Below are 22,248 nucleotides of genomic sequence, written 5' to 3' on the forward strand. Positions count from 1 at the left end.
CATGGCGAAGAAGAGCAAGATCGCGAAGAACAACCAGCGCGCCGTCATCATCGAGCGCTACGCCGAGCGTCGCCTCGAGCTGAAGAAGGCCCTCGTGGACCCGAACGGCACCGACGAGTCCCGCGAGGCCGCCCGCGTCGGCCTGCAGAAGCTGCCGCGCGACGCGTCGCCGGTCCGCTACCGCAACCGCGATGCCATCGACGGCCGCCCCCCGTGGCCACCTCGGTGAGTTCGGCATCAGCCGTGTCCGCTTCCGCGACATGGCCCACCGTGGCGAACTGCCGGGCATCACGAAGAGCTCCTGGTAAGCACCAGCACCACCGACGCCCCCACGACCTCCCGAGGTCGTGGGGGCGTCGTCGTCCGCCTGGCGTCCACCGAGCGCGCCGGAGGGCGCGTCGGTCGTCACATCGGCCCCACCAGCCTCTCCCGTTGTTCGGCAGGCCCGGAAAACCGGGCGAGTCGACGGGAAACCCCGGGACCGGCTGGTAGGTTCATCACCGGTTCCACGGGCCCTCGGCCCGCCGGGCCTGCAGCACGGGACAACCGTCCCGGGCATCCGGGCGTCCGCGTCCGACCCATACGCAAGAAGTCCGAGGAGGACATCCAATGGCTGACAAGTCACTGAACCGCACCGAGCTCGTCGCTGCCGTCGCCGCCGAGTCCGGCCAGAGCCAGGCCACCGTCAACGGCGTCGTCGACGCGCTCTTCGCCGTCGTCGGCAAGTCCGTCGCGGACGACACCAAGGTCACGATCCCGGGCTGGATCGCCTTCGAGAAGACCCACCGCGCCGCGCGCACCGGTCGCAACCCGCAGACGGGTGAGGCCATCGAGATCGCCGCGAGCGACTCGGTCAAGGTCAGCGCCGGCAGCAAGCTCAAGGCGTCGGTCAAGTAAGACCCCGCAAGCTCCACGGAAGGGACGGCGTCCGCGCCGTCCCTTCCGTCGTTCCCACAGGGTGCCGACCGTGGTCGTCGCCGTGCCCGGGGCAGCGCCTAGGCTTGACGGGTGAACCGCATCGCGCGCATCGCCGGCCCCGGCGTCCTGTTGCTCGTGGCGTTCGTGTCCCTGCTCGTGGCGCTCGTCGTCGGTGGTGGAGCCGATGCCGCGCTCATCGCCGACCCCGGCGCCGTCGTCCGCTTCGGACTGCCGCTCGCGCGCATGCTGGTCGACCTCTCGGCAGCCGCGACCATCGGCGGACTCGCGCTCGCCACGATCGGCCTGTCCCGCACCGCGCCGGAGTGGGACCGCGCGATCGACGTCGCCGCCGGGGCGGCCGGTGTCTGGACCGTCACCGCGGCCGTCACCACCTTCTTCACCTACCTCAGCGTCGCGGGCGGGGCCGTCAGCCTCGACGCCGGCTTCGGGCAGTCGATGGGCGTGTTCCTCACGGGCACCGACCTCGGGCTCGCCTGGCTGACGACCGTGCTCGTCGCGGCGGTCGTCACGGTGCTGTGCTTCGCGGTGCGGTCCCGGGGGGATGGTCGCGCTCACCACGGCGGTCTCGCTCATCGGCCTCGTCCCGCTCACGCAGCAGGGACACGCAGCCGGCACCGCGAGCCACGACGCAGCGGTCACCGCGCTCGGCCTGCACCTGGTCGGGGCAGCGCTCTGGGTCGGCGGACTCGTCATGCTCGTGCTCGTCCGCGACGTCCTGCCCGGCGCACGCCTGGCCGCCGTGGTCGGCCGGTACTCCAGCGTCGCCCTCGGGTGCTTCGTGCTCGTCGCCGTCTCGGGTGTCGTCTCCGCCCAGATCCGGATCGGGGCGTTCGACGAACTCGGCAGCCCGTACGGCGTCCTGGTGCTCGTCAAGGTGGGCGCCATCGTCGCGATGGGGGTCATCGGGGCGGTGCACCGTCGCCGGGCGATCGCGTCGCTCACGACCAGCCCGACGCGCGTCCGGCCGTTCTGGACGCTCGTGGTCGTCGAGCTCGCCGTGATGGGGATCGCCTCCGGGTTCGCCGCCGCCCTCGGCCGGACCGCGACCCCGGCCGGGCAGCTCGCACTGAGCAAGACCAGCGACCCGACCCCGGCCGAGATCCTGACCGACGACCCGCTCCCGGCCGCACCCGGCACGTGGGGGGTGGCTGACGAACGGGAACGTCGACCTCTTCTGGCTCATGGCAGCGGTGCTGCTCGTCGCCGCGTACGCCGCCGGGGTCGTCCGCCTGCGCCGGCAGGGCCGCGCCTGGCCCGTCCGCCGGTCCGTCGCCGCCGGCATCGCGATCGTGGCACTCGTCGTCGCGACGTCGGGTGCGCTCCACACCTACGACCGCTTCCTGGTCTCCGCGAACATCGGCGCCCACGTGCTGCTCGGCCTCGTCGTGCCCGCGCTCGTCTGGGCGGCAGCGCCCGTCCAGCTCATCCGTGCGGCCGTGCTGCCGCGGGAGGACGACAGCGCCGGCGTCCGCGAGTGGACCACCGTCCTCGTCGACAACGCCGTCGTCCGCTACCTCGTCCAGCCGTTCCCGGCGTTCGTGCTGCTCGCCGGCATCTGGTGGGGCCTCTACGCCACCGACGTGCTCCGCTGGTCCGTCAGCGACGCGACGGGCCGCACCGTCGTGGACCTCGTGTTCCTGGTCGTCGGCCTCCTCGCGCTGCCCACGCTCCTCACGCCGGTCGCCATCGGTGCCCGCCGTCCGTCGACCGCGGCGTTCCTGGTGCGCGGCGCCGGAGCCGTCGTGGTCGCCGCGGGCACGGTGTCGCTCGGGATCGCCATGCAGGGGCCGCTCGGGCTGCTGCAGGCGTCCTGGTTCGGAGCGATGGGCCGGACCTGGGGACCGGACCCGCTCGTCGACCAGGCGCGGGGCGGTGTCGTCCTCATCCTCGCCGGGGTGCTCGTGGTGGTGGCCGTGGTGGTGGTCGGACTCGTGCGCCTCCGCCGCACGCAGCAGACCGGCGGGGACGCCCTGGCGGGACCGGACACGGGCCTCCCGGCCGTGGCACCCATCCCGAGCGGGTCGAGCGCACCGTGAGCGTCGAACTCTCCGCGGAGCAGCGCGCCGTCTTCGAGTACATCGAGTCGACCCGCGACCACGTCTTCATCACCGGCCGCGCCGGCACCGGCAAGTCGACGCTGCTCAACCACCTGTCGTGGAACACCGAGAAGCAGGTCGTGATCTGCGCGCCCACCGGGGTCGCTGCGCTGAACGTCGGCGGACAGACCATCCACTCGCTGTTCCGCCTGCCGATCGGCCTGATCGCCGACGCCGAGCTGCGGCAGGGGCCCGACACCCGGAAGCTCCTCAACACCATCGACACCCTGGTCATCGACGAGGTCTCGATGGTGAACGCGGACCTGCTCGACGCCATGGACCGGTCGTTGCGCAAGGCCCGCGGACGCCAGTCCGAGGCGTTCGGCGGCGTGCAGGTCGTCATGTTCGGCGACCCGTACCAGCTGCCGCCGGTGCCCGGCGACGGCGACGAGCGTGCCTACTTCACCGACCACTACCGGTCGATGTGGTTCTTCGACGCGAAGGTGTGGCTCGAGGCCGAACTGCACATCATCGAGCTCGCGACGGTGCACCGCCAGCGCGACGACGCCTTCGCCGCCATGCTCACGGCCGTCCGCCACGGCCGCGTCACCGCCGACGTCGCGGGGCAGCTCAACGCCGCCGGCGCCCGTCCGGCCCCGGACGACGCCATCACCCTCGCCACGCGGAACGACACCGTGGCGCGGATCAACAAGGCCGCCCTCGAACGGCTGCCCGGCAAGCTGAAGACCGCCAGGGCCGACGTCAACGGCGACTTCGGCGGGCGGAACTTCCCCCGCGGACGAAGCGCTCGAACTCAAACCGGGCGCGCACGTCATGTTCCTCCGGAACGACCCGGACCAGCGCTGGGTGAACGGCACGCTCGGGATCGTGCGGAGCATCCGGGACACGGTCTGGGTCAGCGTCGACGGCGAGGACTTCGAGGTGCAGCCCTCGGTGTGGGAGAAGTTCAAGTACTCCTACGACCCGGACAAGAAGGAACTGAAGAAGGACACCGTGGGGGGAGTTCCAGCAGTTCCCCCCCTCCGACTCGCCTGGGCGGTCACGATCCACAAGTCGCAGGGCAGCACGTACGACCGTGCGGTGGTGGACCTCGGCAACCGGGTGTTCAGCGCGGGCCAGACCTACGTGGCGCTGTCGCGGTTGACGTCACTCGACGGGCTGTACCTGACGCGCCCCCCTCCGCCCGGCGGACATCATCGTCGACCTGGACGTGCGGCGGTTCATGTCCGAGTCACCCCGCGTCGTCGCGACCCAGCTCGAGGCGCCGAAGCCCGCCGGGACGCCGGAGTCCGACGCCTCCTGAACGACGACGCCCGCCTGCCTGATCGGCAGACGGGCGTCGTCGTGGAGGTGCGGGTCAGGCGCGGGCCGCACGCAGCGCGCGGAGGTTCTCCTTGTCGGCACCCAGTGCGGTGAGGACCAGGACGACGCCGACGATCGCGTGGAAGACGTTGTCCGTCGTGTTCAGCGCGAGGACGTTCGCCGAGGTGGCCGAGAACACGAAGCCGTAGACGGCGAGCACGAGCAGCACGACACCGATGACCAGGTTCACCGCACGGGACCCGATCGTGTTGCCGAGGCCCACGATGAAGAACGCGGCGGCCAGGAGTGCCCAGATCGCGCACAGCGCGGGGTTCAGCATGAAGGAGTTCCAGAGGAACCCGCCCTCGCGGCTGAAGAACTGTCCACCGTTGTCCTGGGCGAAGAAGAAGCCCAGGAAGCCCCAGATCGCGAACAACGTGCCGGCGGTCATCGCCAGTGCACGGTTCGGCGAGGCGGTGATGCCCGGTTCCTTGATGGCCACTTCGGTCTCCTCTTCCTGCGCGACGATCGCGCTGTACGGCTGCCCGCCACCGCGACCTGTGTCACGCTGTCCGGAGGCATGCTGTCCGGACACCTGTCGCAGGAGGGCCGTGGCCCCGCTCCGGAGGCCGGCGCTCCCAGCTCCCGACGGGCGCTGCAACGGTATCGTGTCGGACCCCGACCGACCGAATCGCTTCCCGCCCAGCAGGCGGACGACGAGACCGACGACGATGACTCCGAGGAGGACGATGCCCGTGATCCGGACCCCCCGAGCGCACCGCGCCGGAGTCCCGCGACGACGGACGTGGACCGAGCGTGTCCCGGAGGTTCCGGTGGGCGCTGCTCGCGGCTCTGGGGTTCGTGATCGTGCCTTCCGTCTACGCGGTCGCGGTGTTGACGCCGACGGGGCAGCGGATCGAGGACGCCGCACTCGGCGGTGTCCGCGAGTCCGACCTGTTCGGGTCGGACACCGCCCTCAACGTCATCTCGGTCCCGGTGATCCTGCTGTTGGTCGTCGTGATCGCCGCCGTCGCGTTCGCACGCAGGCGGCTCGCCGTGGGGCTCGGAGCGGGCTTCGTGGTGCTCGCGTCCGCGGCCACCTCGACGTTGCTCAAGCGTATCGCCGAGCGCCCGGAGATCGCCCAGTCACCGACGCCCAACTCGTTCCCGTCCGGGCACGCGACCATCGCCCTCGCCGCGCTCTTCGCCGTGCTCATGGTGACGCCGCGACGTCTCCGTCCGGTGGTCCTGGTCGTCGGAGCGGTGTACGCCGTCTTCGTGGCGAACCAGACGGTGGTGTACGGCTGGCACCGGGTGAGCGACATCATCGGTGCGTGTGCGGTCGCCCTGTTCTGGCTCGGTCTCGTCCGGGCGGTCGGGCCGGCCGTCGACCGGGGCACGCGGGGGGGACCGTGACGGGCATCGCGGCCCGCGCCGGGTCGTCACGGTCGTGCTGCTGCTCGCGGTCGCCGCGACGGTCCTCGTCGGGGTGGTCGCCCTGCTCGTGGGGACGACCGGTGGCGACCACGGGGCGATGCTCCTCGCCGGGCGCATGGCCTCGTCGGCGGGCGTCCTCGCCGTCATCACCGCGGTGTGGCTGGCGGACGGGATGCACACCGTGCCGCGCACGACCCGTCCGGACGGACCGGCCGTCCACGTCTGAAGCGACCGGTGCCTCCTGGCCGTCGCCGCCCGCGCCTGGCGGGGATGCCCGCCCGCGCCTGGCGGGAATGCCGTGACGTGCGCTACGTTGTACCCGTCAGTTCGATGCAAACGCATAGAACGGCACGGAAGCCAGCACACGACGGAGGCGGCGCATCATGCAGTTCGGGATCTTCACGGTCAGTGACGTCACGACCGACCCCACCACGGGAACCACGCCGGACGACACCCAGCGCGTCCGGGACATCCTGACCATCGCGCAGCACGCGGACCAGGCCGGTCTCGACGTCTTCGCGACCGGCGAGCACCACAACCCGCCGTTCGTCGCGTCGAGCCCCACGACGATGCTCGGCTACCTCGCCGGCGTCACGAAGGACATCACCCTCTCGACGTCGACCACGCTCGTGACGACGAACGACCCGGTGCGGATCGCCGAGGAGTACGCGATGCTCCAGGTCATCTCCGACGGCCGCATGGACCTCATGATGGGCCGCGGCAACACCGGCCCCGTCTACCCCTGGTTCGGCAAGGACATCCGGCAGGGGCTGAACCTGGCGGTCGAGAACTACGCGCTCATCCGCCAGCTCTGGGAGAACGAGGTCGTCGACTGGCAGGGGCAGTTCCGCACACCGCTGCAGGGCTTCACCTCGACGCCGCGTCCGCTCGACGGCGTGGCGCCCTTCGTCTGGCACGGGTCGATCCGCACCCCGGAGATCGCCGAGCAGGCCGCCTACTACGGCGACGGCTTCTTCCACAACAACATCTTCTGGCCCATCCAGCACACCGAGCAGATGGTCGGGCTGTACCGCCAGCGCTACGAGCACCACGGACACGGGCGCGCGGACCAGGCGATCGTCGGCCTCGGCGGGCAGTTCTTCGCCCGGAAGAACTCGCAGGACGCCTGGGACGAGTTCCGTCCCTACTTCGACAACGCCCCGGTGTACGGCCACGGCCCCTCGATGGAGGACTTCACCGCGCAGACGCCGCTCACCGTCGGCTCGCCGCAGCAGGTCATCGATCGGTACGCGACCATGAAGGACCACGTCGGGCACTACCAGCGCCAGCTCTTCCTGATCGACCACGCGGGCCTGCCGCTCAAGACGGTGCTCGAGCAGATCGACATCCTGGCCGAGGACATCGTCCCGGAGCTCCGCCGCATCAACGAGGCCGACCGCCCCGAGCACGTGCCGGCGAACCCGCCGACGCACCTCGAGCGGGTGGCGGCCGCCCAGGCGGCGGGAACCGCCGGTGCCGATCACGTCGCAGCGCTCGACGAGTGGACCGGCGCCTCGGTCTGATCGGTCCGAGGGCTACCTGACGGCCGGGAGGCCCGGTGCCAGCTGGCACCGGGCCTCCCGTCCGTCGTGTGCTCGCGCGGGCGGCGCCACGGCCCTGCCGCGGCTCAGCGGGTGGTGTCCGCGGCCCGCGCGAGCCGCGGTGTCCGCCGAGCCGGGCCGCGCGGCGGGGCCGGACGCGCGGGCACGAGCTTGAGGCCCACGACGCAGCCGACGATGCCCGCGATGAAGACCACGCGCAGGACGGTGACCGGTTCGGCGCCGGTCGCCATGCCCCACAGGACGGTGAGGGCCGCGCCGGTGCCGGTCCACACCGCGTAGGCGGTGCTGATCGGGATGTGCCGGAGCACGTACCCGAAGGCACCCAGGCTCAGGACGATCGTGACCGCGAAGACGAGCGTCGGGCCGAGCCGGGTGAACCCGTCGCTCTCGCCGAGGGCGGTGGCCCAGACGGTCTCGAACGCGGCGCTGACGAACAGGACGACCCAGGCCATCAGCTCACGACCTTGAGTCCGACGACGCACGCGACCAGGCCGAGGACCAGCGCGATCCGGGCGACGGACGCGGCCTCCTGCCGACGGGCGATCGCGACGAGGACGGTCAGTGACGCCCCGATGCCGACCCAGACGGCGTAGGCGGTGCCGACCGGGATCTCCTTCATGGCGAACGCGAGCCCGACCATGCTCAGGGCCATGCCGGCGACGAAGACGATCGTCGGCACCACCCGCTTGAACCCGTTCGACGCGCCGAGTGCGGTGGCCCAGACGGCCTCGAGCACGCCCGACAGCACCAGGACGACCCATGCCATGTGCTCCTCCGATCCGAAGTCGTACGAGTGTGCGACTTCACGACCCCCCAGTTCTAGCACGAAGTCGTACGACTGTGCGAACATTGCCGGATGGCGCGCAGCATCGACCTCGGGGAACGCCGTCGGACCGTCTCCGAGGCCGCCCACCGGGTCCTGGCCCGTGACGGCCTGGGCGCACTGTCCGTCCGGAACGTCGCCGCCGAGGCCGGACTGCCGCCGAGCACCGTCCGGTACGCGTTCCCGACCCAGGCGAGCGTCCGCGAGCACGCCATCGCGTTGGTCTTCGACCGCACGCGCGAGCGCATCGCCGCCATCCCGGACGACCTGCCGGTCCGGGACCGCGTGCGCGCCGTGCTCGTCGAACTGCTGCCGCTCGACGCCGAGCGGGTGGTCGAACTCGACGTCTACCTGGCGCTCGGGAACGCCGCGCTCACCGACAGGGAGCTCCGGCCGACGCTCGACCGCGTCGTCGCCGAGATGCGGGAGTGGTGCGAGCGCGTCCTCACGATGCTCGGCGTGCCCGAGGAGGACCGCGAGTACGAGGCGCAGCGGCTGCACGCCCTCATCGACGGCCTCGCGATGCACGTCGCCCGGCTCGAGCCCGGCGCGGCGGGGGACCGGGCGATCACTGTCCTCGACCGGCACGTGGACGGACTCACGACGACACGCTGACCGCACTGCCGCGCCGCCGCGCCGGGGTCGGCCGCCGTGGATGAGAGGTCGCCGCCGTCGGGCAGGGCACGGGCCTGCCGGTCGGGGTCCTCGGCGCCCGGTTCGCCTATCCTGTCCGGGTGACGAGCACCCGCGCCCGCCCCGTCACGACGCGCTCCCGCAGCCTCACCGGTCCCGGTCTGGTGCTCGCCGCCGTCGTGGCGCTCCTCGCCGTCCGCATCGTCTCCCCGGCGGTCGGCACCGCGGGGCTGCCGGACGTGCTGCAGGACTTCCTGACGCTCGCGATCAGCGTCGTCGTCGAGTCCCTGCCGTTCGTCGTGCTCGGCATCGTCCTGTCGATCGTCGTCGAGGTGTGGGTCCCGCACGGCGTCCTCGAGCGGATCCTGCCGACCCGGCCGATCCCGCGCCGAGCCGTGATCTCCCTGATCGGCATGCTCTTCCCGGTGTGTGAGTGCGGCAACGTCCCGCTCGCGCGCGGCCTCATGCTCCGCGGGTTCACCCCGGCCGAGGCGGTCACGTTCCTCGTCGCGGCGCCCATCCTCAACCCGCTCGTCATCATCAGCACCGCGCAGGCGTTCGGGTGGTCCGGGTGGATCCTCCCCGCCCGGATCGTCGGCGGCTTCGTCGTCGCGAACCTCGTCGGCTGGATCGTCGCCGCACACCGCCGACCAGCCGACCTGCTCCTCCCCGCATTCGAGGCCCGGTGCCGCGCGGCCGTCGGTGCCCCACCGGTGCGCGACAAGTGGCGGGAGAGCGCGTCGCACTTCGGTGGCGAGACCGCGACGATGATGCCAGCCCTGTTCGTCGGTGCGGGCCTGGCGGCGGCGATCCAGGTCGCGGTGCCACGGAGCACCCTCGTCGCGGTGGGGGCGAACCCGGTGCTGTCGGTGCTGGCGATGATCCTCCTCGCGATGACCGTGTCGCTGTGCTCCAACGTGGACGCCTTCTTCGCGCTGTCCTTCGCGTCGACGTTCCTGCCGGGGTCGATCACCGCGTTCCTCATCATCGGGCCGATCATCGACGTCAAGATGATCGCCCTCCTCCGCACGACGTTCCGGGCACGCTTCCTGGTGCTGCTCGCCGTCGTCTGTGTCCTGTTCGCCGCGACCGTCGGGTTGGTGATGAATGTCCTCGTCTGAGCGCACCGTGCTGCGCCGCACCCTGCTCGGTCTCGGGTCGGTGCTGGCCGTGGCCGTCGGCACCCTGTGGCTCGGCATCGCCGACCACCTCGACCTGTACATCAACCCCCCGCTACGCCACCTTCACCCTCGTGCTCGCCGCCGTCGCCGTGCCCGCGTCGATCGCGGGGCTCGTCGTGGTCGCCCGCCACGGCGCCCACGCGCACGACGGTGACCCGGAACCGCGGCCGGCCGAGGGCGGGCGCCTGCTGCACGTGGTGCTCGGGTCCGTCGCGGCGCTCGTCACGATCGGCACCGTCGTGGCGATGCTCGTCCTGCCGCCGACCACCCTCTCCGCCCGGACCGCCCAGCAGCGGAGCGTCGGGTCGGCCTCGCTGTCCGACGCGACGGGTGCCGGTGCGCCGGTGACGCTCCTGGGCAGCGAGTCCGTCGACACGTCCGAGTACGGCGTGAAGGACTGGGCGGCGCTCATCCGGCAGACGACCGACACGACCGCGCTCGTCGGCCGCAAGCTCACCCTGACCGGGTTCGTCGTCCCGGGGTCCGACGGGTCGTTCACGCTCACACGCTTCGTGGTCAGCTGCTGCGCCGTCGACGCCCAGCCGGTCGGCATCGGCGTGACGACCGACGACGCCTCCCCGCAGGAGGGCGAGTGGGTCCGGGTCGAGGGTGCCCTCGCCGCGAACCCGGACACCGCCTCGGACGCCCGCCTCGTCATCCGCGCGGCCCGGGTCAGCCCGGTCGAGCAGCCCTCGGACCCGTATGAGTACTGAGTCCCGTCCGCGTCGCCCGGTCGCGCACCGCTTCCGTCGCCGCTTCGTCGCCACGGTCCTGGTGCTCGCCGTCGTCGCCGCGCTCGCCGCCGTGGTGGGGACGCAGCAGGGGCCCCGGCTGCGGTCGGTGTCCTACGACGCCGGCGACCTCGTCACCCGACCGGCGCAGCGGGTCATCCTCACCGCGAACCAGGCCGTGCAGCAGGTGCCCGCGTCCGCCGTGCGCGTCCGCCCCGCGGCACCGTTCTCGGTCACGTCGAGCGGCAACACCGTCGCCGTCGAGTTCGCCGGACCGCTCGCCTACGACCGCGAGTACACGCTCACCGTCCGCGGGGTGCGGGCACCCGGACAGGCTGCGACGTCGGAACTGCGCACGACGATCCGCACCGGGACCACGGACGTCCTGGCCGTGGTGCCGGGGACGGACGGCGGTCCGGACAGCATCGTCCGCCGGGGCCTCGGCGCCGCGGGCTCGCGGACCGTGTACCGCGCGCAGGGCATCACGGAGTACGCCGTCCTGGCCCGCTCCCTCGTCGTGCTCCGGGACGACCGGGACGGCGGGTCCGCCATCGACATCGTGCCGCTCGCGGGCGGGGTGCAGGACGACGCCGTGCCCGTCGAACGCCTGTCGATGCCGAGTTCCCGCGGCTCCGCGAAGGCCCTGCACGCGGCCGACGACGGCTCCTCGTTCGGGTTCGTGTACGCCGACACGTCCTCCGGGCGCTCCGAGGACGTCGGCCTGTACGTCGTCGACCTCACCGGCACGCACCAGCCCGAACCCGTCGCGGCCGACGGCACCCCGACGGCCGGGGCGACCCCGATCTCCGTGGCGCAGTGGGCGTACGTGCCCCGGACCGCGAGCGCCCTCGTCCGGACCGGCGCCGACGACCTCGTGCTCGTCGACATGAGCGGTCGGAACGACGCCGTCCGGCTGGGGTCGGCGACCTACCTGCACGGCTTCGTCGGCTCCGGCACGACCGCCGTCGTCGAGACCGGCAACGGGATCGTCCAGCTCGACCTGACCGACGGCGAGCGGACGGACCTGCCGGCACCGGCGGCCAGCACCGACTCGGCGTACCTCGGGCGGATCGCCCCGATCGCGGAGGACGTCTACCTGCGGGTGGTGGGCTCGGTCCGCGAGGACGGGACCCTGGCCGCGCGCATCCTGCGGGTGGACGGGGCACGGGCTTCCCGGCTCGCGGTGACCGTGCCCGACGACGCGAGCATCACCGCGGTCTGCCCGTCGCCGAACGGGCAGTTCGTCGCCGTGGCGACGCAGTCGTCCGACGGTGCGCTCGTCAGCGTGGTCGATGCGACCTCGGGCGCGCTCGAGGCCTCGCTGGCCGGGACCGCGATCGACTGGTGCAGCGCGCTGCCGACGGGCGACGAGGTCGGCTGAGGCACCGGCACCGGCACCGGCACCGGCACCGGCACCGGCACCGGCCGACCGGTCAGTGCCGCAGCGTCTGCCGCGGGTACTCGCCGAACCGGTTCAGGTACTCGCCGGAGAACCGCCCCATGTGGCTGAACCCCCACCGCGAGGCGATCTCCGCGACCGAGGCCGACCCCGGCTCGGCCGCCAGCAGGTCCGCCCGGACGTGCCGCAGGCGGACCTCGCGCAGGTAGTTCATCGGGGTGCGGTCGAGCGTCCGCTGGAACGACTCCTGCAGTGCCCGGACGCTCAGGTCGGCGGCGCGGGCGATGTCCGACACGCTGAGGGGCTCGCCGGCGTGCTCGTGCAGGAACTCCACCGCGGCGCGGAGTCGGGCGTTGCGGCGCTCGCCGTAGCCGTCCGGCTGCGTCTCGCCCTGGAACCGGTACAGGCCGAACAGGGACCGAGCGACGTCGCGCTGCGCCTCGTGCCACGCGAGCGACGAGGGGCCGTCGACCCGGAGCGAGCGGACGGCGGCGGCGACGGAGCCGCGCCAGACCTCGATGGCCGCGGCCGTCGGTGGCGTCCGGCGGTCGAACGCGAGGGTGCCGTCGACCAGGAACTGCTCGGCGGCCACGTCGAGCACGAGGTCCCGGCGCAGGTGGACGAGGCGCTGGTCCCAGTCCTCGTACTCCATCTCGAAGCGCTGCTCGACCGGGAAGAGGGTCGGGACGCCCGGCTGCATGCGGACCTCGTCCCGGCCGACGTCCACCCGGGCGCGACCGGCGTCGATCCACTGCACGACGACCTCGCCCTCGACGGCGACGTCGCCGCGGAGGTGGCCGTGCATCTGGGAGCGACGGATGCTCATCCGGTCGTCACCGACGCCGACGTACTTGTACCAGTAGTCACGGTCGATCGGCGAGGAGTACCAGGCGCGCCCGGCGTACATGCCGGCGAGGTCCTGGATCGCGCCACCCGTGTCGGTCCCCGACACCGCGACGATGGCGGCGGCGGGTGCCGGGGTCTCCGGAGTCGTCATGCTCTCACCTTCTCCCGGAGCGGCGTCCGGATGCGAGTCGCCCGGCGCGGTGTGCCCCGGTGGACGGCGTTCCGTGGACCTTCGGGGGGCGGGTACGGAGGTTCCGGTCAGGATCGCGACGGGGTCGGAGCCGGTCGGGAGGCCCGTCACCAGCAGGTGGCGGGCCTCCCGTCCGGTGCGTCCCGGCCGGCGACCGCCGGGCGGGAGGGGAGGCGTCGTCAGGCGAGCGTGGCGGCGTCGATGACGAAGCGGTAGCGGACGTCCGAGCTCAGGACGCGCTCGTAGGCCTCGTTCACCTGGTCGGCGCTGATGAGCTCGGTCTCCGGCAGGATGCCGTGCTCGGCGCAGAAGTCGAGCATCTCCTGGGTCTCGCGGATGCCGCCGATGGACGAGCCCGCCCAGCTGCGGCGGCCCGGGAGCAGCGCGAACGCCGGGACCTCGAGGGGCTCGGACGGCGCCCCGACGTTGACCATCGTGCCGTCGACCTTGAGCAGGCTCAGGTGTGCGGCCATGTCGATCTTCGCCGAGACGGTGTTGATGATGAGGTCGAACGAGCCGCGCAGCTCCTCGAACGTCTCCGGGTCCTTCGTCGCGTAGTGGGCCTTCGCGCCGAACCTCAGCGAGTCCTCCTTCTTGGAGGTCGTCTGCGACAGGACGGTGACCTCGGCACCCAGGGCGGCGGCGATCTTGACGCCCATGTGGCCGAGTCCGCCGAGGCCGACGATCGCGACCTGCATGCCGGGTCCGGCGTTCCAGTGGTGCAGCGGCGAGTACAGCGTGATGCCGGCGCAGAGCAGCGGCGCGACCCGCTCGATGTCGAGCGACTCGGGGACGCGGAGGACGAAGTCCTGGTCGACGACGACGGCCTGCGAGTAGCCGCCCTGCGTGATGGTGCCGTCGGCGCGGTCGACCGAGGCGTAGGTGCCGGTGTTGCCCTGCAGGCAGTACTGCTCCTGGCCGGCGAGGCACTGCTCGCACTCGCGGCAGGAGTTCACCATGCAGCCGACGCCGACGAGGTCGCCGACGCGGTACTTCGTGACGTCGGAGCCGACCTCGGAGACGTGGCCGACGATCTCGTGACCGACGACCTGCGGGTACTCGATGCCGCCCCACTCGCCGCGGACGGTGTGGATGTCGGAGTGGCAGATGCCGGCGTAGTCGATGTCGATCATGACGTCGCCGGGCAGGAGGTCGCGGCGCTCGATGGTGGTCTTGACGAGCGGTTCGGTCGCGGACGGTGCCGCGTACGCGTTGACGGTGCGCAAGGGTCTCCTCGTGGGGGGTGGGGATGACGGGCCGGGTGCGGCCCACCGTCGATCCTGCCCCCCGTCGCCCGACCTGAGACAGGTACGGACGGAGCACCCCTCGCGGTCCGGGCGGTCAGCGGGCCGTGCTGCTGGAGGCCCGGACGACCAACCGCACCGGCTGCACGTGGTGCCGCGGGGGGCCCGTCGTCGCCGGCGATGCGTGCCAGGAGCTCCTCGGCCCCGACCCGGCCCATGGCGTCCGGATCGGAGGCGATGACCGTGATGCCGAGGACGTCCGCGAGGTCGAAGTCGTCGAAGCCGACCAGGGCGGGCCGGTCCGTGCGGTCGACGAGTGCGCGGAGTGCCCCGGTCGTGATCCGGTTGTTCGTGGTGACGATCGCGGTCGGCGGCTCCGGGGCGTCGACCAGGTCGCGCACGGCACGCGAGGCCTCGTCGAGGTCGTGCGAGTCACTGCGCACCCACCGTTGCCAGTCCGGCACGCCGGCCGCGCGCATGGCGTCGCCGAACGCGTGCACGCGCTCGCGGTGGGTCGACAGCCGGCTGAGGTCGCCGACCAGGCCGATGCGGCGGTGTCCGCGTTCGAGCAGGTGCTCGACCGCGGTCCGGATGCCGCCGGCGTTGTCGAGGACGACCGAGTCGGCGTCGACGTCCGCCGGTGCGCGGTCGAGGAACACCACGGGCGTGCCGAGGGCCCGCTCGCGGGCGATCAGGGAGTGGTCGTCGTCGGCGGACACGACGAGCAGGCCGCTGACACGGCGTTCGACGAGCTGCGCCACGAGGGTGCGCTCCCGGTCGGCGTCCTCGTCGTTCGAGGTGGACAGCAGGCTCAGCCCCGGTGCGCGGAGCGCGCGCTCGGCGCCCCGCGCGATGCGTGAGTAGAAGGGGTTCGCGACGTCGCCGGTGACCAGCCCGATCGTGGCGGACCGTCCACCGGCGCGGAACTCGCGCGCGAGCGTGTTCGGGCGGAACCCGAGCTCGGCGGCGACGGTCAGGACCCGTGCCGCGGTGTCGGCGGCGACGTACCGCTCGCCGTTCACCACGCGTGAGACCGTCTTCATGCTGACGCCGGAGCGCTCGGCGACGGCGCGCAGCGTGGGTCGCTCGGTGCTCACCCCGTCATCGTACGGTTGTCCGGTTTGCTGGGCGTTCCTTGACACGACTCACACGGAACCGTTAGAAACGTCGGGTGTGACAACGCTGTCATGGTCGACGCGGCGTCACTCCTCCCCAATCTCGGAAGGTGACGATGTCGTCATTCGGTTCCCGGCGCAGCCGGACCATGCACCAGATCAGCGGTCGGCGCGGCGGGTTCGGGACCCGCGCCACGGCCGTCGTGCTCGGGGCGGCGCTCGCCGCATCGGGTGCGCTCCTCGGGGCCGTGCCGGCGCAGGCCGCGTCCGGACCCTTCACCACCTCCTTCGAGGCGGGGGGACACGGCGCCCCTCGCGAACACCCCGCTCACGCCGTCGACGACCGTCACCGGGTCGACGCTGCCGCCCGGGAGCCTCCTCGGTCACGTCACGGGCGTCACCGCCGACGCCGAGAACCCGCCGAACGAGGTCGCCGCCAGCCTGGCCGACGGGAACGCGGGCTCGAAGTGGCTCGCCTTCCGGAACACCGGCGTCGTCACCTACCGGCTCGACCAGCCCGAGACGCTGCGGGCGTACTCGCTCACGAGCGCCAACGACGCCCCCGGCCGTGACCCGTCGGCGTGGACGCTCGAGGGCTCCACCGACGGCACCACGTGGACCACGGTGGACACGCAGACCGCGCAGACCTTCAGCGGCCGTGGGAAGACGAACACGTACACCGCGGCGACGCCCGGCTCGTACGACCGGTACCGCCTCCGCATCACGAAGAACAGCGGCGACGGCATCACCCAGCTCGCCGACTGGAGCATCTCCGACGGCTCGACCACCCCGCCCCCCGCCCAGCCCGATGGTCACCCGGGTCGGCAACGGACCGGTGTCCGGACTGAACATCCGCTCGACCGTCGGGTTCAGCGGGACCAAGGCGCTCCGCTACGCCGGCGCCCACGTCGCCGCCGGTCCGGCGAGCGCGACGAACGTCCTCTACGACGACGTCGCGATGCCGATCACCGCGGACAGCGAGCTCAGCTACAAGCTCTTCCCCGAGCTGAACGGGGACACCACCTACCCGGCGACCTACGCCGCGGTCGACCTGCAGCTCAGCGACGGCTCGCTCGTGTCCGCGGACCCGCAGGTCACGGACGAGAACGGCAACCGCGTCTCGGCGGAGGCCCTCGGTGCAGGCAAGGTCTTCTTCGTCGACCAGTGGAACTCCATCCGGATCCCGCTCGGCGCACTCGCCGGCAAGACCGTCGACAAGGTGCTGTTCACCTACGACGACGACGCCGCGGGCACCAGCGCGTCGACGAAGTTCCAGGGCTGGGTGGACGACATCCGCATCGACCCGGCGGCCGAGCGCATCGACGGCTCGAGCCTGACGGACTACGTCGACACCCGCCGCGGCACGAACTCCTCCGGCGGCTTCTCGCGGGGCAACAACATCCCCGCCGCGGCCGTCCCGAACGGCTTCAACTTCTGGACGCCGATGACGGACGCGTCGAGCCAGTCGTGGGAGTACTCGTGGCAGTCCGACAACGACGCGGACAACCTGCCGCGCCTCCAGGGCATCGGCATCTCCCACGAGCCGAGCCCGTGGATGGGTGACCGCAACCAGCTCGCGATCATGCCGTCGACCTCGGGCACGACGCCGAACGCCTCCCTCGATTCCCGTGCGCTCGCGTTCGACCACGCCGACGAGGTCGCCCGACCGGACCTGTACTCCGTGAAGACCACGTCCGGGACGGTGGCCGAGGTCACCCCGAGCGACCACGGCGCCGTGCTCCGGTTCGCCTTCCCGGCGAGCAGCGGCAGCGTCGTCCTCGACAACGTCGGCTCCGACGAGCGCACGTCGATCACGATGGGCGACGACGGCACCGTGACCGGGTGGACCGAGGGCGGCTCCGGCCTGTCCGTCGGCGCCACGCGGATGTTCTTCGCCGGTCGGTTCGACACGGACCCGTCCGGCACCGGCACCGCCGCGGGCGACCGCAGCAGCGCCCGCTACGCCTCGTTCTCCGGGCTGACCGGCGACCATGTCGTCGAGCTCCGCCTCGCCACCTCGTTCATCTCCCTCGACCAGGCGCGGCACAACGCCGACCTCGAGCTCACTGGCAAGTCGTTCGAGCAGGTCCAGCAGGCCGCCGCCGCCCAGTGGAACGAGCGGCTCGGTGTCGTCACCGTGCCGCAGTCGGCCGCGAGCGACACGCAGCTCCAGGCGCTCTACGGCTCGCTCTACCGGATGAACCTGTACCCGAACTCGCAGCACGAGAACACCGGCACCGCCGGGGCACCCGTCTGGGAGCACGCCAGCCCGAACGTCGCCCCGAAGGGCGCGGCGACCGCCACCACGACGAACGCCGTCGTGAAGGCCGGCAAGGTCTACGTCAACAACGGCTTCTGGGACACCTACCGCACGGTCTGGCCGCTCTACTCGATGCTCTACCCGGACGTCGCACAGGAGCTCGTCGACGGGTTCGTCCAGCAGTACCGTGACGGCGGATGGACGCCGCGCTGGTCCTCACCGGGCTACGCCGACCTGATGACCGGCACGAGCTCCGACGTCGCCTTCGCGACCGCGTACCTCGACGGTGCGGTGGACACGAAGACCGCGCTCGAGGCCTTCGACGCCGGGTACAAGAACGCCACGACCGTCTCGACCGACGTCTCCGGCGCCGGACGCAAGGCGCTCGACCAGTCCGCGTTCCTCGGCTACGTGCCGGACTCGCTCCACGAGAGCGTCTCGTGGGGGCTCGAAGGCACGATCAACGACCACGGTCTCGCGGAGATGGCCGAGGCGTTGGCGAAGGACCCGGCCACGCCCGCCGACCGCGTCGAGGAGTTGGAGACCGCCGCGGCGTACCTGCACGACCGGGCGGAGGACTACGTCAACCTGTTCGACGCGGACGCCGGGTTCTTCCAGGGCCGGAACGCCGACGGGTCGTTCGAGGTCCCGGCGGACGAGTTCGACCCGGCCGAGTGGGGCGGCGCCTTCACCGAGACGGACGGCTGGAACTTCGCCTTCCACGCCCCGTTCGACGTGCAGGGCCTCGCCGGCCTGTACGGCGGCGACGAGCAGCTCATCGCGAAGCTCAAGGAGTTCTACGCCACCCCGGAGACGGCCGAGAACGTCGGCTCCTACGGCGGGCAGATCCACGAGATGCTCGAAGCGCGGTCGGTCCGCATGGGCCAGCTCGGCATGAGCAACCAGGTCTCGCACCACATCCCCTACATCGCGGCAGCTGCCGGCGACCCCTCGCTCACGCAGCAGGTCGTCCGCGAGAGCATGCGACGCCTGTTCGTCGGCAGCGACATCGGGCAGGGCTACACCGGTGACGAGGACAACGGCGAGATGTCGTCGTGGTTCGTGTTCTCGGCGCTCGGCCTCTACCCGCTCGCCCAGGGCTCCGGTCAGTACACGATCGGTTCGCCGCTCTTCTCGCAGGCGACCGTGCACCTGCCCGGAGGCGACCTGCGCGTGAACGCGGCGGGCAACAGCGCGCAGAACGTCTACGTGCAGTCGGCCTCGTTCGACGGGAAGCCCCTGGACCGTGCGGTCATCGCGCAGTCCGACATCGCGAAGGGCGGCACGCTCGACTTCCGCATGGGGTCGACCGCGTCGAACTGGGGTGCCGGCAAGACCCAGGGTGCCGAGGGGCTCGACGCCCCGGCCGTCGCGCCGAAGCCGCTCGTCGACGCCACGACCTCCGGCTTCGGGGTCACGACGAGCGACGACGACACCGCCGTCGGCGCACTGACCGACGACGAGTCCCTCACCGCGACGACCTTCTCGAGCGCCACCCCGGCGATCACGTGGAAGTCGTCGCAGGGCCCGGTGACCGTCGACCAGTACACGCTCACCACCGCGGCGAGCGGCGGCCAGCCCACCTCGTGGAAGCTCGAGGGCTCCAGCGACGGCAGCACGTGGGTGCCGCTGTCGACCGTCGCGAAGAGCACCTTCGACGCGCCGCTCCAGACCCGTCCGACCACGATCGAGCACCCTGCCGCACTGACCTGGTACCGCCTGTCGGTCACCGGGACGAGCACGGGGAAGGCGCCGTCGATCGGGGAGTTCGAACTCCTCGCCGACAGCAGCAAGACCACCAGCGCGTTCGCCGTCGAACCGACGCCCGGGCTCACCGCGGAGGTCGGGCAGTCGTTCACGGGTGACCTCGCCGCGATCACCGGGCCGGGCACCGAGGCGTCCGACTACACGGTGACGGTCGACTGGCAGGACGGGTCGGACCCCCCAGCAGGTGACGCCGACGAAGTCGGCGCTCGGTGCCTGGGAGGTGCCCGGCGAGCACACCTTCACGACCGTCGGCGAGCACACCGTGCACGTCGTCGTCCGCTCCGGTACGGAGATGGCGAGCACCGACGTCCCGGTGACGGTCTCGCGCACCGCACCGAGCCTCCAGGGCGCGTTCGACAACGTCTGCCTCGGTGACCCGGGACAGGCCGCGAACTGCGACTTCGGCGGCCGCGGGTTCTCCCGCTCGGCGCTCGCCGCCGACGGGTTCGTCCAGGGCACGACGAACACCGTGCCGGGGACCGACCTGACGTTCGACCTGCCCGCCGTGGAGCCCGGCGAGCCGGACAACGCGACCGGGAACGGCCAGACCATCCCGGTCCCGACGGGCACGGACATCACCGAGCTCGCCGTCATCGGCACCGCCAACGAGCGGGCGCAGCAGACCGTCGGCACGATCCGGTACTCCGACGGGACCACCGCCGACCTGCCGATCGAGTTCGGCGACTGGGCGGCCTCGCTCGCGGCGCCGCGGTTCGGGAACACGGTCGTCGCGTCGAGCGACCACCGCACCGTCGGGGTGAACGGCAGCGACCGGATCGCGGCAGGGGTCTTCGCGACCCCCCGTCACCACCGTGCCCGCCGGCAAGCAGGCCGTGTCGATCACCCTGCCGACCCAGACCGGCTCGCCGTCGAGCGCAGGACGGATCCACGTCTTCGCGATCGCGACGAACGGCACCCGGGTGCCGACGACGGCGCTCACGGCCACGGCCGGTGCGCGCCTGAGCGGCACCGCCGGCGAGGAGGTCTCGGGCACGCTCGCGACCGCCACCGGCGGCACGATCGGGACCGGCACCACGACCGCCACCGTGAACTGGGGCGACGGGTCCCCGCTCGAGGAGGCGACCGTCACGGTCACCGACGGCACCGCGACCGTCACCGGTGCGCACACCTACGCGACGGCGGGCAGCCGGGAGGCCGTGGTCACGGTCGACGACGGCACCGGCAGCGCGAGCGTGCGGACCCCGGTCGAGATCGCGGCGGCTCCGGTGTGGACGCCGACGCTCACCACCTCGGCCGGGTCGGGGGTCCGTCCGCGGGCCACCGTGCACGTCACGGGTGCCGGCTTCGCCGCCGGCGAGACCGTCACGGTGACCGTCGACGGAGAGGGCACCGGCACCACCGCGGTCGTCGCAGCCGACGGGTCGGTCGCCTTCGACGTCACGGCTCCGGGTCGTCCGGGCAGCCACAGCGTCTCGGCGATCGGTGACCGGTCGGCGACCCTGGCGACCGTGGCCTTCCAGGTGGTCGTCCCCGGCAACGGCGGGGGCAACGGCGGGGGGCAACGGCGGCGGCTCCGGGAACGGGGGGCGGCAACGGCGGCGGCAACGGCAACGGCGGCGGCTCCGGCAACGGGGGGTCCGGGGCACGGCGGCGGCCACGGTTCGTGGGCGCCGGAGTTCCGGCTCCTCGCCGAGGCCGGCACCGAGGGCACCGTCGTCGGCTACTCCGGCAGCCGCTTCGCACCGAACGAGCGCGTCACCCTCACCCTGCACAGCAAGCCCCTCGCGCTCGGCACGGTGACCGCGAACGCCGACGGCGTGCTCAGCGGCACCTTCACGGTCCCGTCGGCAGCACGGCCCGGTGCCCACGAGGTGCAGGCGCGCGGTGCGACGTCGGCCGTCACGGTGAGCGCCGCGTTCCGGGTGCTCGCCCGGCCCGCAGCGGACGCCGGACGCGCACCGGCCGAGCCCGGGCGCTGGGGCGGCCTGGCCTCCACCGGGTCCGACGTCGACCCGGCCCGCTGGGGCCTCGTCGCCGGAGCGCTCGTGCTGCTCGGCGCCGGGATCACCGCGACCGCCGCGGTCGTGCGGCGTCGTCGGAGCCGGCTCGGGTAGCGGCGGATGACGGACGGGAGGCCCGGTGCCAGCTGGTACCGGGCCTCCCGTCCGTCTGTGCGCGTGTCGTGCGCGTCGTGGCCGTCGCTCGCTGTCGCGCTCGGGGCCGGCCCCTGACCCGTGGTCCCTCCACTCGTGCTGCGGCTGCTCGCTCTCCCGGACGTGGGCGCGGGCGCGGGCGAGCGCGGACCCGGGTGCTGGCGCGAGCGCGGGCGACCGCCGAGGTCAGCCCTGGGCGCGCGCCATCCGCTCGCCGGCGACGCGCGCGAAGCGCAGCGGGTCGCGGAGTGCATCGTCGGGCTCGCCCGTGGTCTGCGTGGCGATGACCGTGAGTGAGGCCGCGATCGAGAACGCGTCCAGGCGGGCAGCGACGTCACCCGCGACGAGCGCGACCGGCGTCCCGGCAGCGACCGCGATCGCCGTGACCACCGTCGGGGTCTTGCCGGCCGCGGTCTGTCCGTCGAAACGCCCCTCGCCGGTCACCACGAGGTCGGCGGCAGCCACGGCGTCCGCGAGGCCGAGCGCCTCCGCGACCGCTCCCGCGCCGCTCCCGACACGTGCGCCCCACGCGAGGAGGCCGAATCCCGTCCCGCCTGCGGCCCCGGCACCCGGTGTCGCCGGGTCGACGTCGGGGAAGTGCGCTGCCCAGCGGGCGAGACGTGTCTCGTGCACGGGGACGCGGTCGGG

Annotated in this window: 19 protein-coding genes and 5 pseudogenes; 17 read left to right on the forward strand and 7 right to left on the reverse strand. The window is 72.5% G+C overall.

Annotation, left to right across the window (positions count from 1 at the left end):
* Nucleotide 1 precedes the first annotated feature (1 nt).
* The 6 genes and pseudogenes from rpsN to DEJ15_RS03975 all read left to right on the forward strand — a co-directional run bounded on the left by rpsN (nt 2) and on the right by DEJ15_RS03975 (nt 4,299).
* Nucleotides 2–308 (forward strand): annotated as a pseudogene (gene rpsN, locus DEJ15_RS03955) (30S ribosomal protein S14).
* 301 nt (nt 309–609) lie between these two features.
* Nucleotides 610–897, forward strand: a complete 288-nt coding sequence (locus DEJ15_RS03960; RefSeq protein WP_110823157.1) for an HU family DNA-binding protein — start codon at nt 610–612, stop codon at nt 895–897.
* 177 nt (nt 898–1,074) lie between these two features.
* Nucleotides 1,075–1,476, forward strand: a pseudogene (locus tag DEJ15_RS19350) (copper transporter); the annotation flags it as partial.
* A gap of 154 nt (nt 1,477–1,630) precedes the next feature.
* Nucleotides 1,631–1,912: pseudogene (locus DEJ15_RS17660) on the forward strand (CopD family protein); the annotation flags it as partial.
* A gap of 208 nt (nt 1,913–2,120) precedes the next feature.
* Entirely contained in the window at nt 2,121–2,975 is an 855-nt protein-coding gene (locus tag DEJ15_RS03970; protein ID WP_284175647.1) for a cytochrome c oxidase assembly protein, read from the forward strand.
* Nucleotides 2,972–4,299 (forward strand): annotated as a pseudogene (locus DEJ15_RS03975) (ATP-dependent DNA helicase). Before DEJ15_RS03970 ends, DEJ15_RS03975 begins: the two are co-directional and overlap by 4 nt.
* Nucleotides 4,300–4,353: 54 nt before the next feature.
* Here DEJ15_RS03975 and DEJ15_RS03980 read toward each other — a convergent pair.
* Nucleotides 4,354–4,893: a DUF4383 domain-containing protein gene (locus tag DEJ15_RS03980; RefSeq protein WP_284175648.1), complete on the reverse strand. Its 540-nt coding sequence runs from the start codon at nt 4,891–4,893 to the stop codon at nt 4,354–4,356.
* Nucleotides 4,894–5,114: 221 nt separating this feature from the next.
* Here DEJ15_RS03980 and DEJ15_RS03985 point away from each other — a divergent pair, with 221 nt between their 5' ends.
* The 3 genes from DEJ15_RS03985 to DEJ15_RS03995 all read left to right on the forward strand — a co-directional run bounded on the left by DEJ15_RS03985 (nt 5,115) and on the right by DEJ15_RS03995 (nt 7,258).
* Nucleotides 5,115–5,714: a phosphatase PAP2 family protein gene (locus tag DEJ15_RS03985; RefSeq protein ID WP_284175649.1), complete on the forward strand. Its 600-nt coding sequence runs from the start codon at nt 5,115–5,117 to the stop codon at nt 5,712–5,714.
* A 34-nt stretch (nt 5,715–5,748) separates the two neighbouring features.
* The gene (locus tag DEJ15_RS03990; protein WP_284175650.1) at nt 5,749–5,961 is read left to right on the forward strand and encodes a hypothetical protein; all 213 of its coding nucleotides are present in this window, start codon (nt 5,749–5,751) and stop codon (nt 5,959–5,961) included.
* A 157-nt stretch (nt 5,962–6,118) separates the two neighbouring features.
* A complete protein-coding gene (locus DEJ15_RS03995) occupies nt 6,119–7,258 on the forward strand; it encodes a CE1758 family FMN-dependent luciferase-like monooxygenase (protein ID WP_110823167.1) in 1,140 nt (379 codons plus the stop codon).
* A 104-nt stretch (nt 7,259–7,362) separates the two neighbouring features.
* On the opposite strand, the gene DEJ15_RS04000 is transcribed toward DEJ15_RS03995, so the two are convergent.
* Nucleotides 7,363–7,749 (reverse strand): DMT family transporter, encoded by a 387-nt coding sequence (locus DEJ15_RS04000; protein ID WP_110823169.1) that lies wholly within the window; start codon nt 7,747–7,749, stop codon nt 7,363–7,365.
* The gene (locus DEJ15_RS04005; protein ID WP_110823171.1) at nt 7,749–8,063 is read right to left on the reverse strand and encodes a DMT family transporter; all 315 of its coding nucleotides are present in this window, start codon (nt 8,061–8,063) and stop codon (nt 7,749–7,751) included. The genes DEJ15_RS04000 and DEJ15_RS04005 overlap by 1 nt, the downstream gene beginning before the upstream one ends.
* A 90-nt stretch (nt 8,064–8,153) precedes the next feature.
* Here DEJ15_RS04005 and DEJ15_RS04010 point away from each other — a divergent pair, with 90 nt between their 5' ends.
* The 5 genes from DEJ15_RS04010 (at nt 8,154) to DEJ15_RS04030 (ending at nt 12,046) form a co-directional block, all read left to right on the forward strand.
* The gene (locus tag DEJ15_RS04010; protein WP_110823173.1) at nt 8,154–8,735 is read left to right on the forward strand and encodes a TetR/AcrR family transcriptional regulator; all 582 of its coding nucleotides are present in this window, start codon (nt 8,154–8,156) and stop codon (nt 8,733–8,735) included.
* 119 nt (nt 8,736–8,854) lie between these two features.
* The gene (locus tag DEJ15_RS04015; protein ID WP_181419441.1) at nt 8,855–9,874 is read left to right on the forward strand and encodes a permease; all 1,020 of its coding nucleotides are present in this window, start codon (nt 8,855–8,857) and stop codon (nt 9,872–9,874) included.
* A gap of 7 nt (nt 9,875–9,881) precedes the next feature.
* Nucleotides 9,882–10,088 carry a hypothetical protein gene (locus DEJ15_RS04020; RefSeq protein ID WP_284175651.1) on the forward strand — a complete coding sequence of 69 codons (207 nt, stop codon included), beginning with the start codon at nt 9,882–9,884 and terminating at the stop codon, nt 10,086–10,088.
* Nucleotides 10,006–10,647 carry a TIGR03943 family putative permease subunit gene (locus DEJ15_RS04025; protein ID WP_284175652.1) on the forward strand — a complete coding sequence of 214 codons (642 nt, stop codon included), beginning with the start codon at nt 10,006–10,008 and terminating at the stop codon, nt 10,645–10,647. The genes DEJ15_RS04020 and DEJ15_RS04025 overlap by 83 nt, the downstream gene beginning before the upstream one ends.
* Nucleotides 10,637–12,046, forward strand: a complete 1,410-nt coding sequence (locus tag DEJ15_RS04030) for a hypothetical protein (RefSeq protein ID WP_110823177.1) — start codon at nt 10,637–10,639, stop codon at nt 12,044–12,046. Before DEJ15_RS04025 ends, DEJ15_RS04030 begins: the two co-directional genes overlap by 11 nt.
* A gap of 52 nt (nt 12,047–12,098) precedes the next feature.
* On the opposite strand, the gene DEJ15_RS04035 is transcribed toward DEJ15_RS04030, so the two are convergent.
* From DEJ15_RS04035 to DEJ15_RS04045, 3 genes are all read right to left on the reverse strand, one after another.
* Complete coding sequence (locus DEJ15_RS04035; protein ID WP_110823179.1) at nt 12,099–13,061, reverse strand: helix-turn-helix transcriptional regulator; 963 nt, start codon at nt 13,059–13,061, stop codon at nt 12,099–12,101.
* Between the two features lie 218 nt (nt 13,062–13,279).
* Nucleotides 13,280–14,326, reverse strand: coding sequence for an NAD(P)-dependent alcohol dehydrogenase (locus DEJ15_RS04040; protein ID WP_110823181.1), 1,047 nt, complete (start codon nt 14,324–14,326; stop codon nt 13,280–13,282).
* Nucleotides 14,230–15,441, reverse strand: coding sequence for a LacI family DNA-binding transcriptional regulator (locus tag DEJ15_RS04045; RefSeq protein WP_284175653.1), 1,212 nt, complete (start codon nt 15,439–15,441; stop codon nt 14,230–14,232). Before DEJ15_RS04045 ends, DEJ15_RS04040 begins: the two co-directional genes overlap by 97 nt.
* A gap of 249 nt (nt 15,442–15,690) precedes the next feature.
* Here DEJ15_RS04045 and DEJ15_RS17665 point away from each other — a divergent pair.
* The 3 genes and pseudogenes from DEJ15_RS17665 to DEJ15_RS04060 form a co-directional block, all read left to right on the forward strand.
* Nucleotides 15,691–16,152 (forward strand): annotated as a pseudogene (locus DEJ15_RS17665) (discoidin domain-containing protein); the annotation flags it as partial.
* Nucleotides 16,153–16,267: 115 nt separating this feature from the next.
* Complete coding sequence (locus tag DEJ15_RS04055; protein ID WP_284175655.1) at nt 16,268–19,861, forward strand: GH92 family glycosyl hydrolase; 3,594 nt, start codon at nt 16,268–16,270, stop codon at nt 19,859–19,861.
* 437 nt (nt 19,862–20,298) lie between these two features.
* Nucleotides 20,299–21,561 carry a hypothetical protein gene (locus DEJ15_RS04060; protein WP_284175656.1) on the forward strand — a complete coding sequence of 421 codons (1,263 nt, stop codon included), beginning with the start codon at nt 20,299–20,301 and terminating at the stop codon, nt 21,559–21,561.
* Between the two features lie 225 nt (nt 21,562–21,786).
* Here the strand turns inward: DEJ15_RS04060 and DEJ15_RS17670 are convergent, their stop codons facing one another.
* Nucleotides 21,787–22,233 (reverse strand): glycerate kinase, encoded by a 447-nt coding sequence (locus DEJ15_RS17670; RefSeq protein WP_349814803.1) that lies wholly within the window; start codon nt 22,231–22,233, stop codon nt 21,787–21,789.
* Nucleotides 22,234–22,248: the final 15 nt, after the last annotated feature.

This window comes from Curtobacterium sp. MCJR17_043 (genome assembly GCF_003224315.2).
GTDB lineage: Bacteria > Actinomycetota > Actinomycetes > Actinomycetales > Microbacteriaceae > Curtobacterium.

What these genes read in the sequence shown, in the direction of transcription:
- DEJ15_RS04000 (WP_110823169.1), bottom strand. Translation starts at nt 7,749, where the DNA reads ATGGCCTGGGTCGTCCTGTTCGTCAGCGCCGCGTTCGAGACCGTCTGG.
- DEJ15_RS03960 (WP_110823157.1), top strand. Translation starts at nt 610, where the DNA reads ATGGCTGACAAGTCACTGAACCGCACCGAGCTCGTCGCTGCCGTCGCC.
- DEJ15_RS04030 (WP_110823177.1), top strand. Translation starts at nt 10,637, where the DNA reads ATGAGTACTGAGTCCCGTCCGCGTCGCCCGGTCGCGCACCGCTTCCGT.
- DEJ15_RS04035 (WP_110823179.1), bottom strand. Translation starts at nt 13,061, where the DNA reads ATGACGACTCCGGAGACCCCGGCACCCGCCGCCGCCATCGTCGCGGTG.
- DEJ15_RS03995 (WP_110823167.1), top strand. Translation starts at nt 6,119, where the DNA reads ATGCAGTTCGGGATCTTCACGGTCAGTGACGTCACGACCGACCCCACC.
- DEJ15_RS03970 (WP_284175647.1), top strand. Translation starts at nt 2,121, where the DNA reads ATGGCAGCGGTGCTGCTCGTCGCCGCGTACGCCGCCGGGGTCGTCCGC.
- DEJ15_RS04055 (WP_284175655.1), top strand. Translation starts at nt 16,268, where the DNA reads ATGGTCACCCGGGTCGGCAACGGACCGGTGTCCGGACTGAACATCCGC.
- DEJ15_RS04005 (WP_110823171.1), bottom strand. Translation starts at nt 8,063, where the DNA reads ATGGCATGGGTCGTCCTGGTGCTGTCGGGCGTGCTCGAGGCCGTCTGG.
- DEJ15_RS04010 (WP_110823173.1), top strand. Translation starts at nt 8,154, where the DNA reads ATGGCGCGCAGCATCGACCTCGGGGAACGCCGTCGGACCGTCTCCGAG.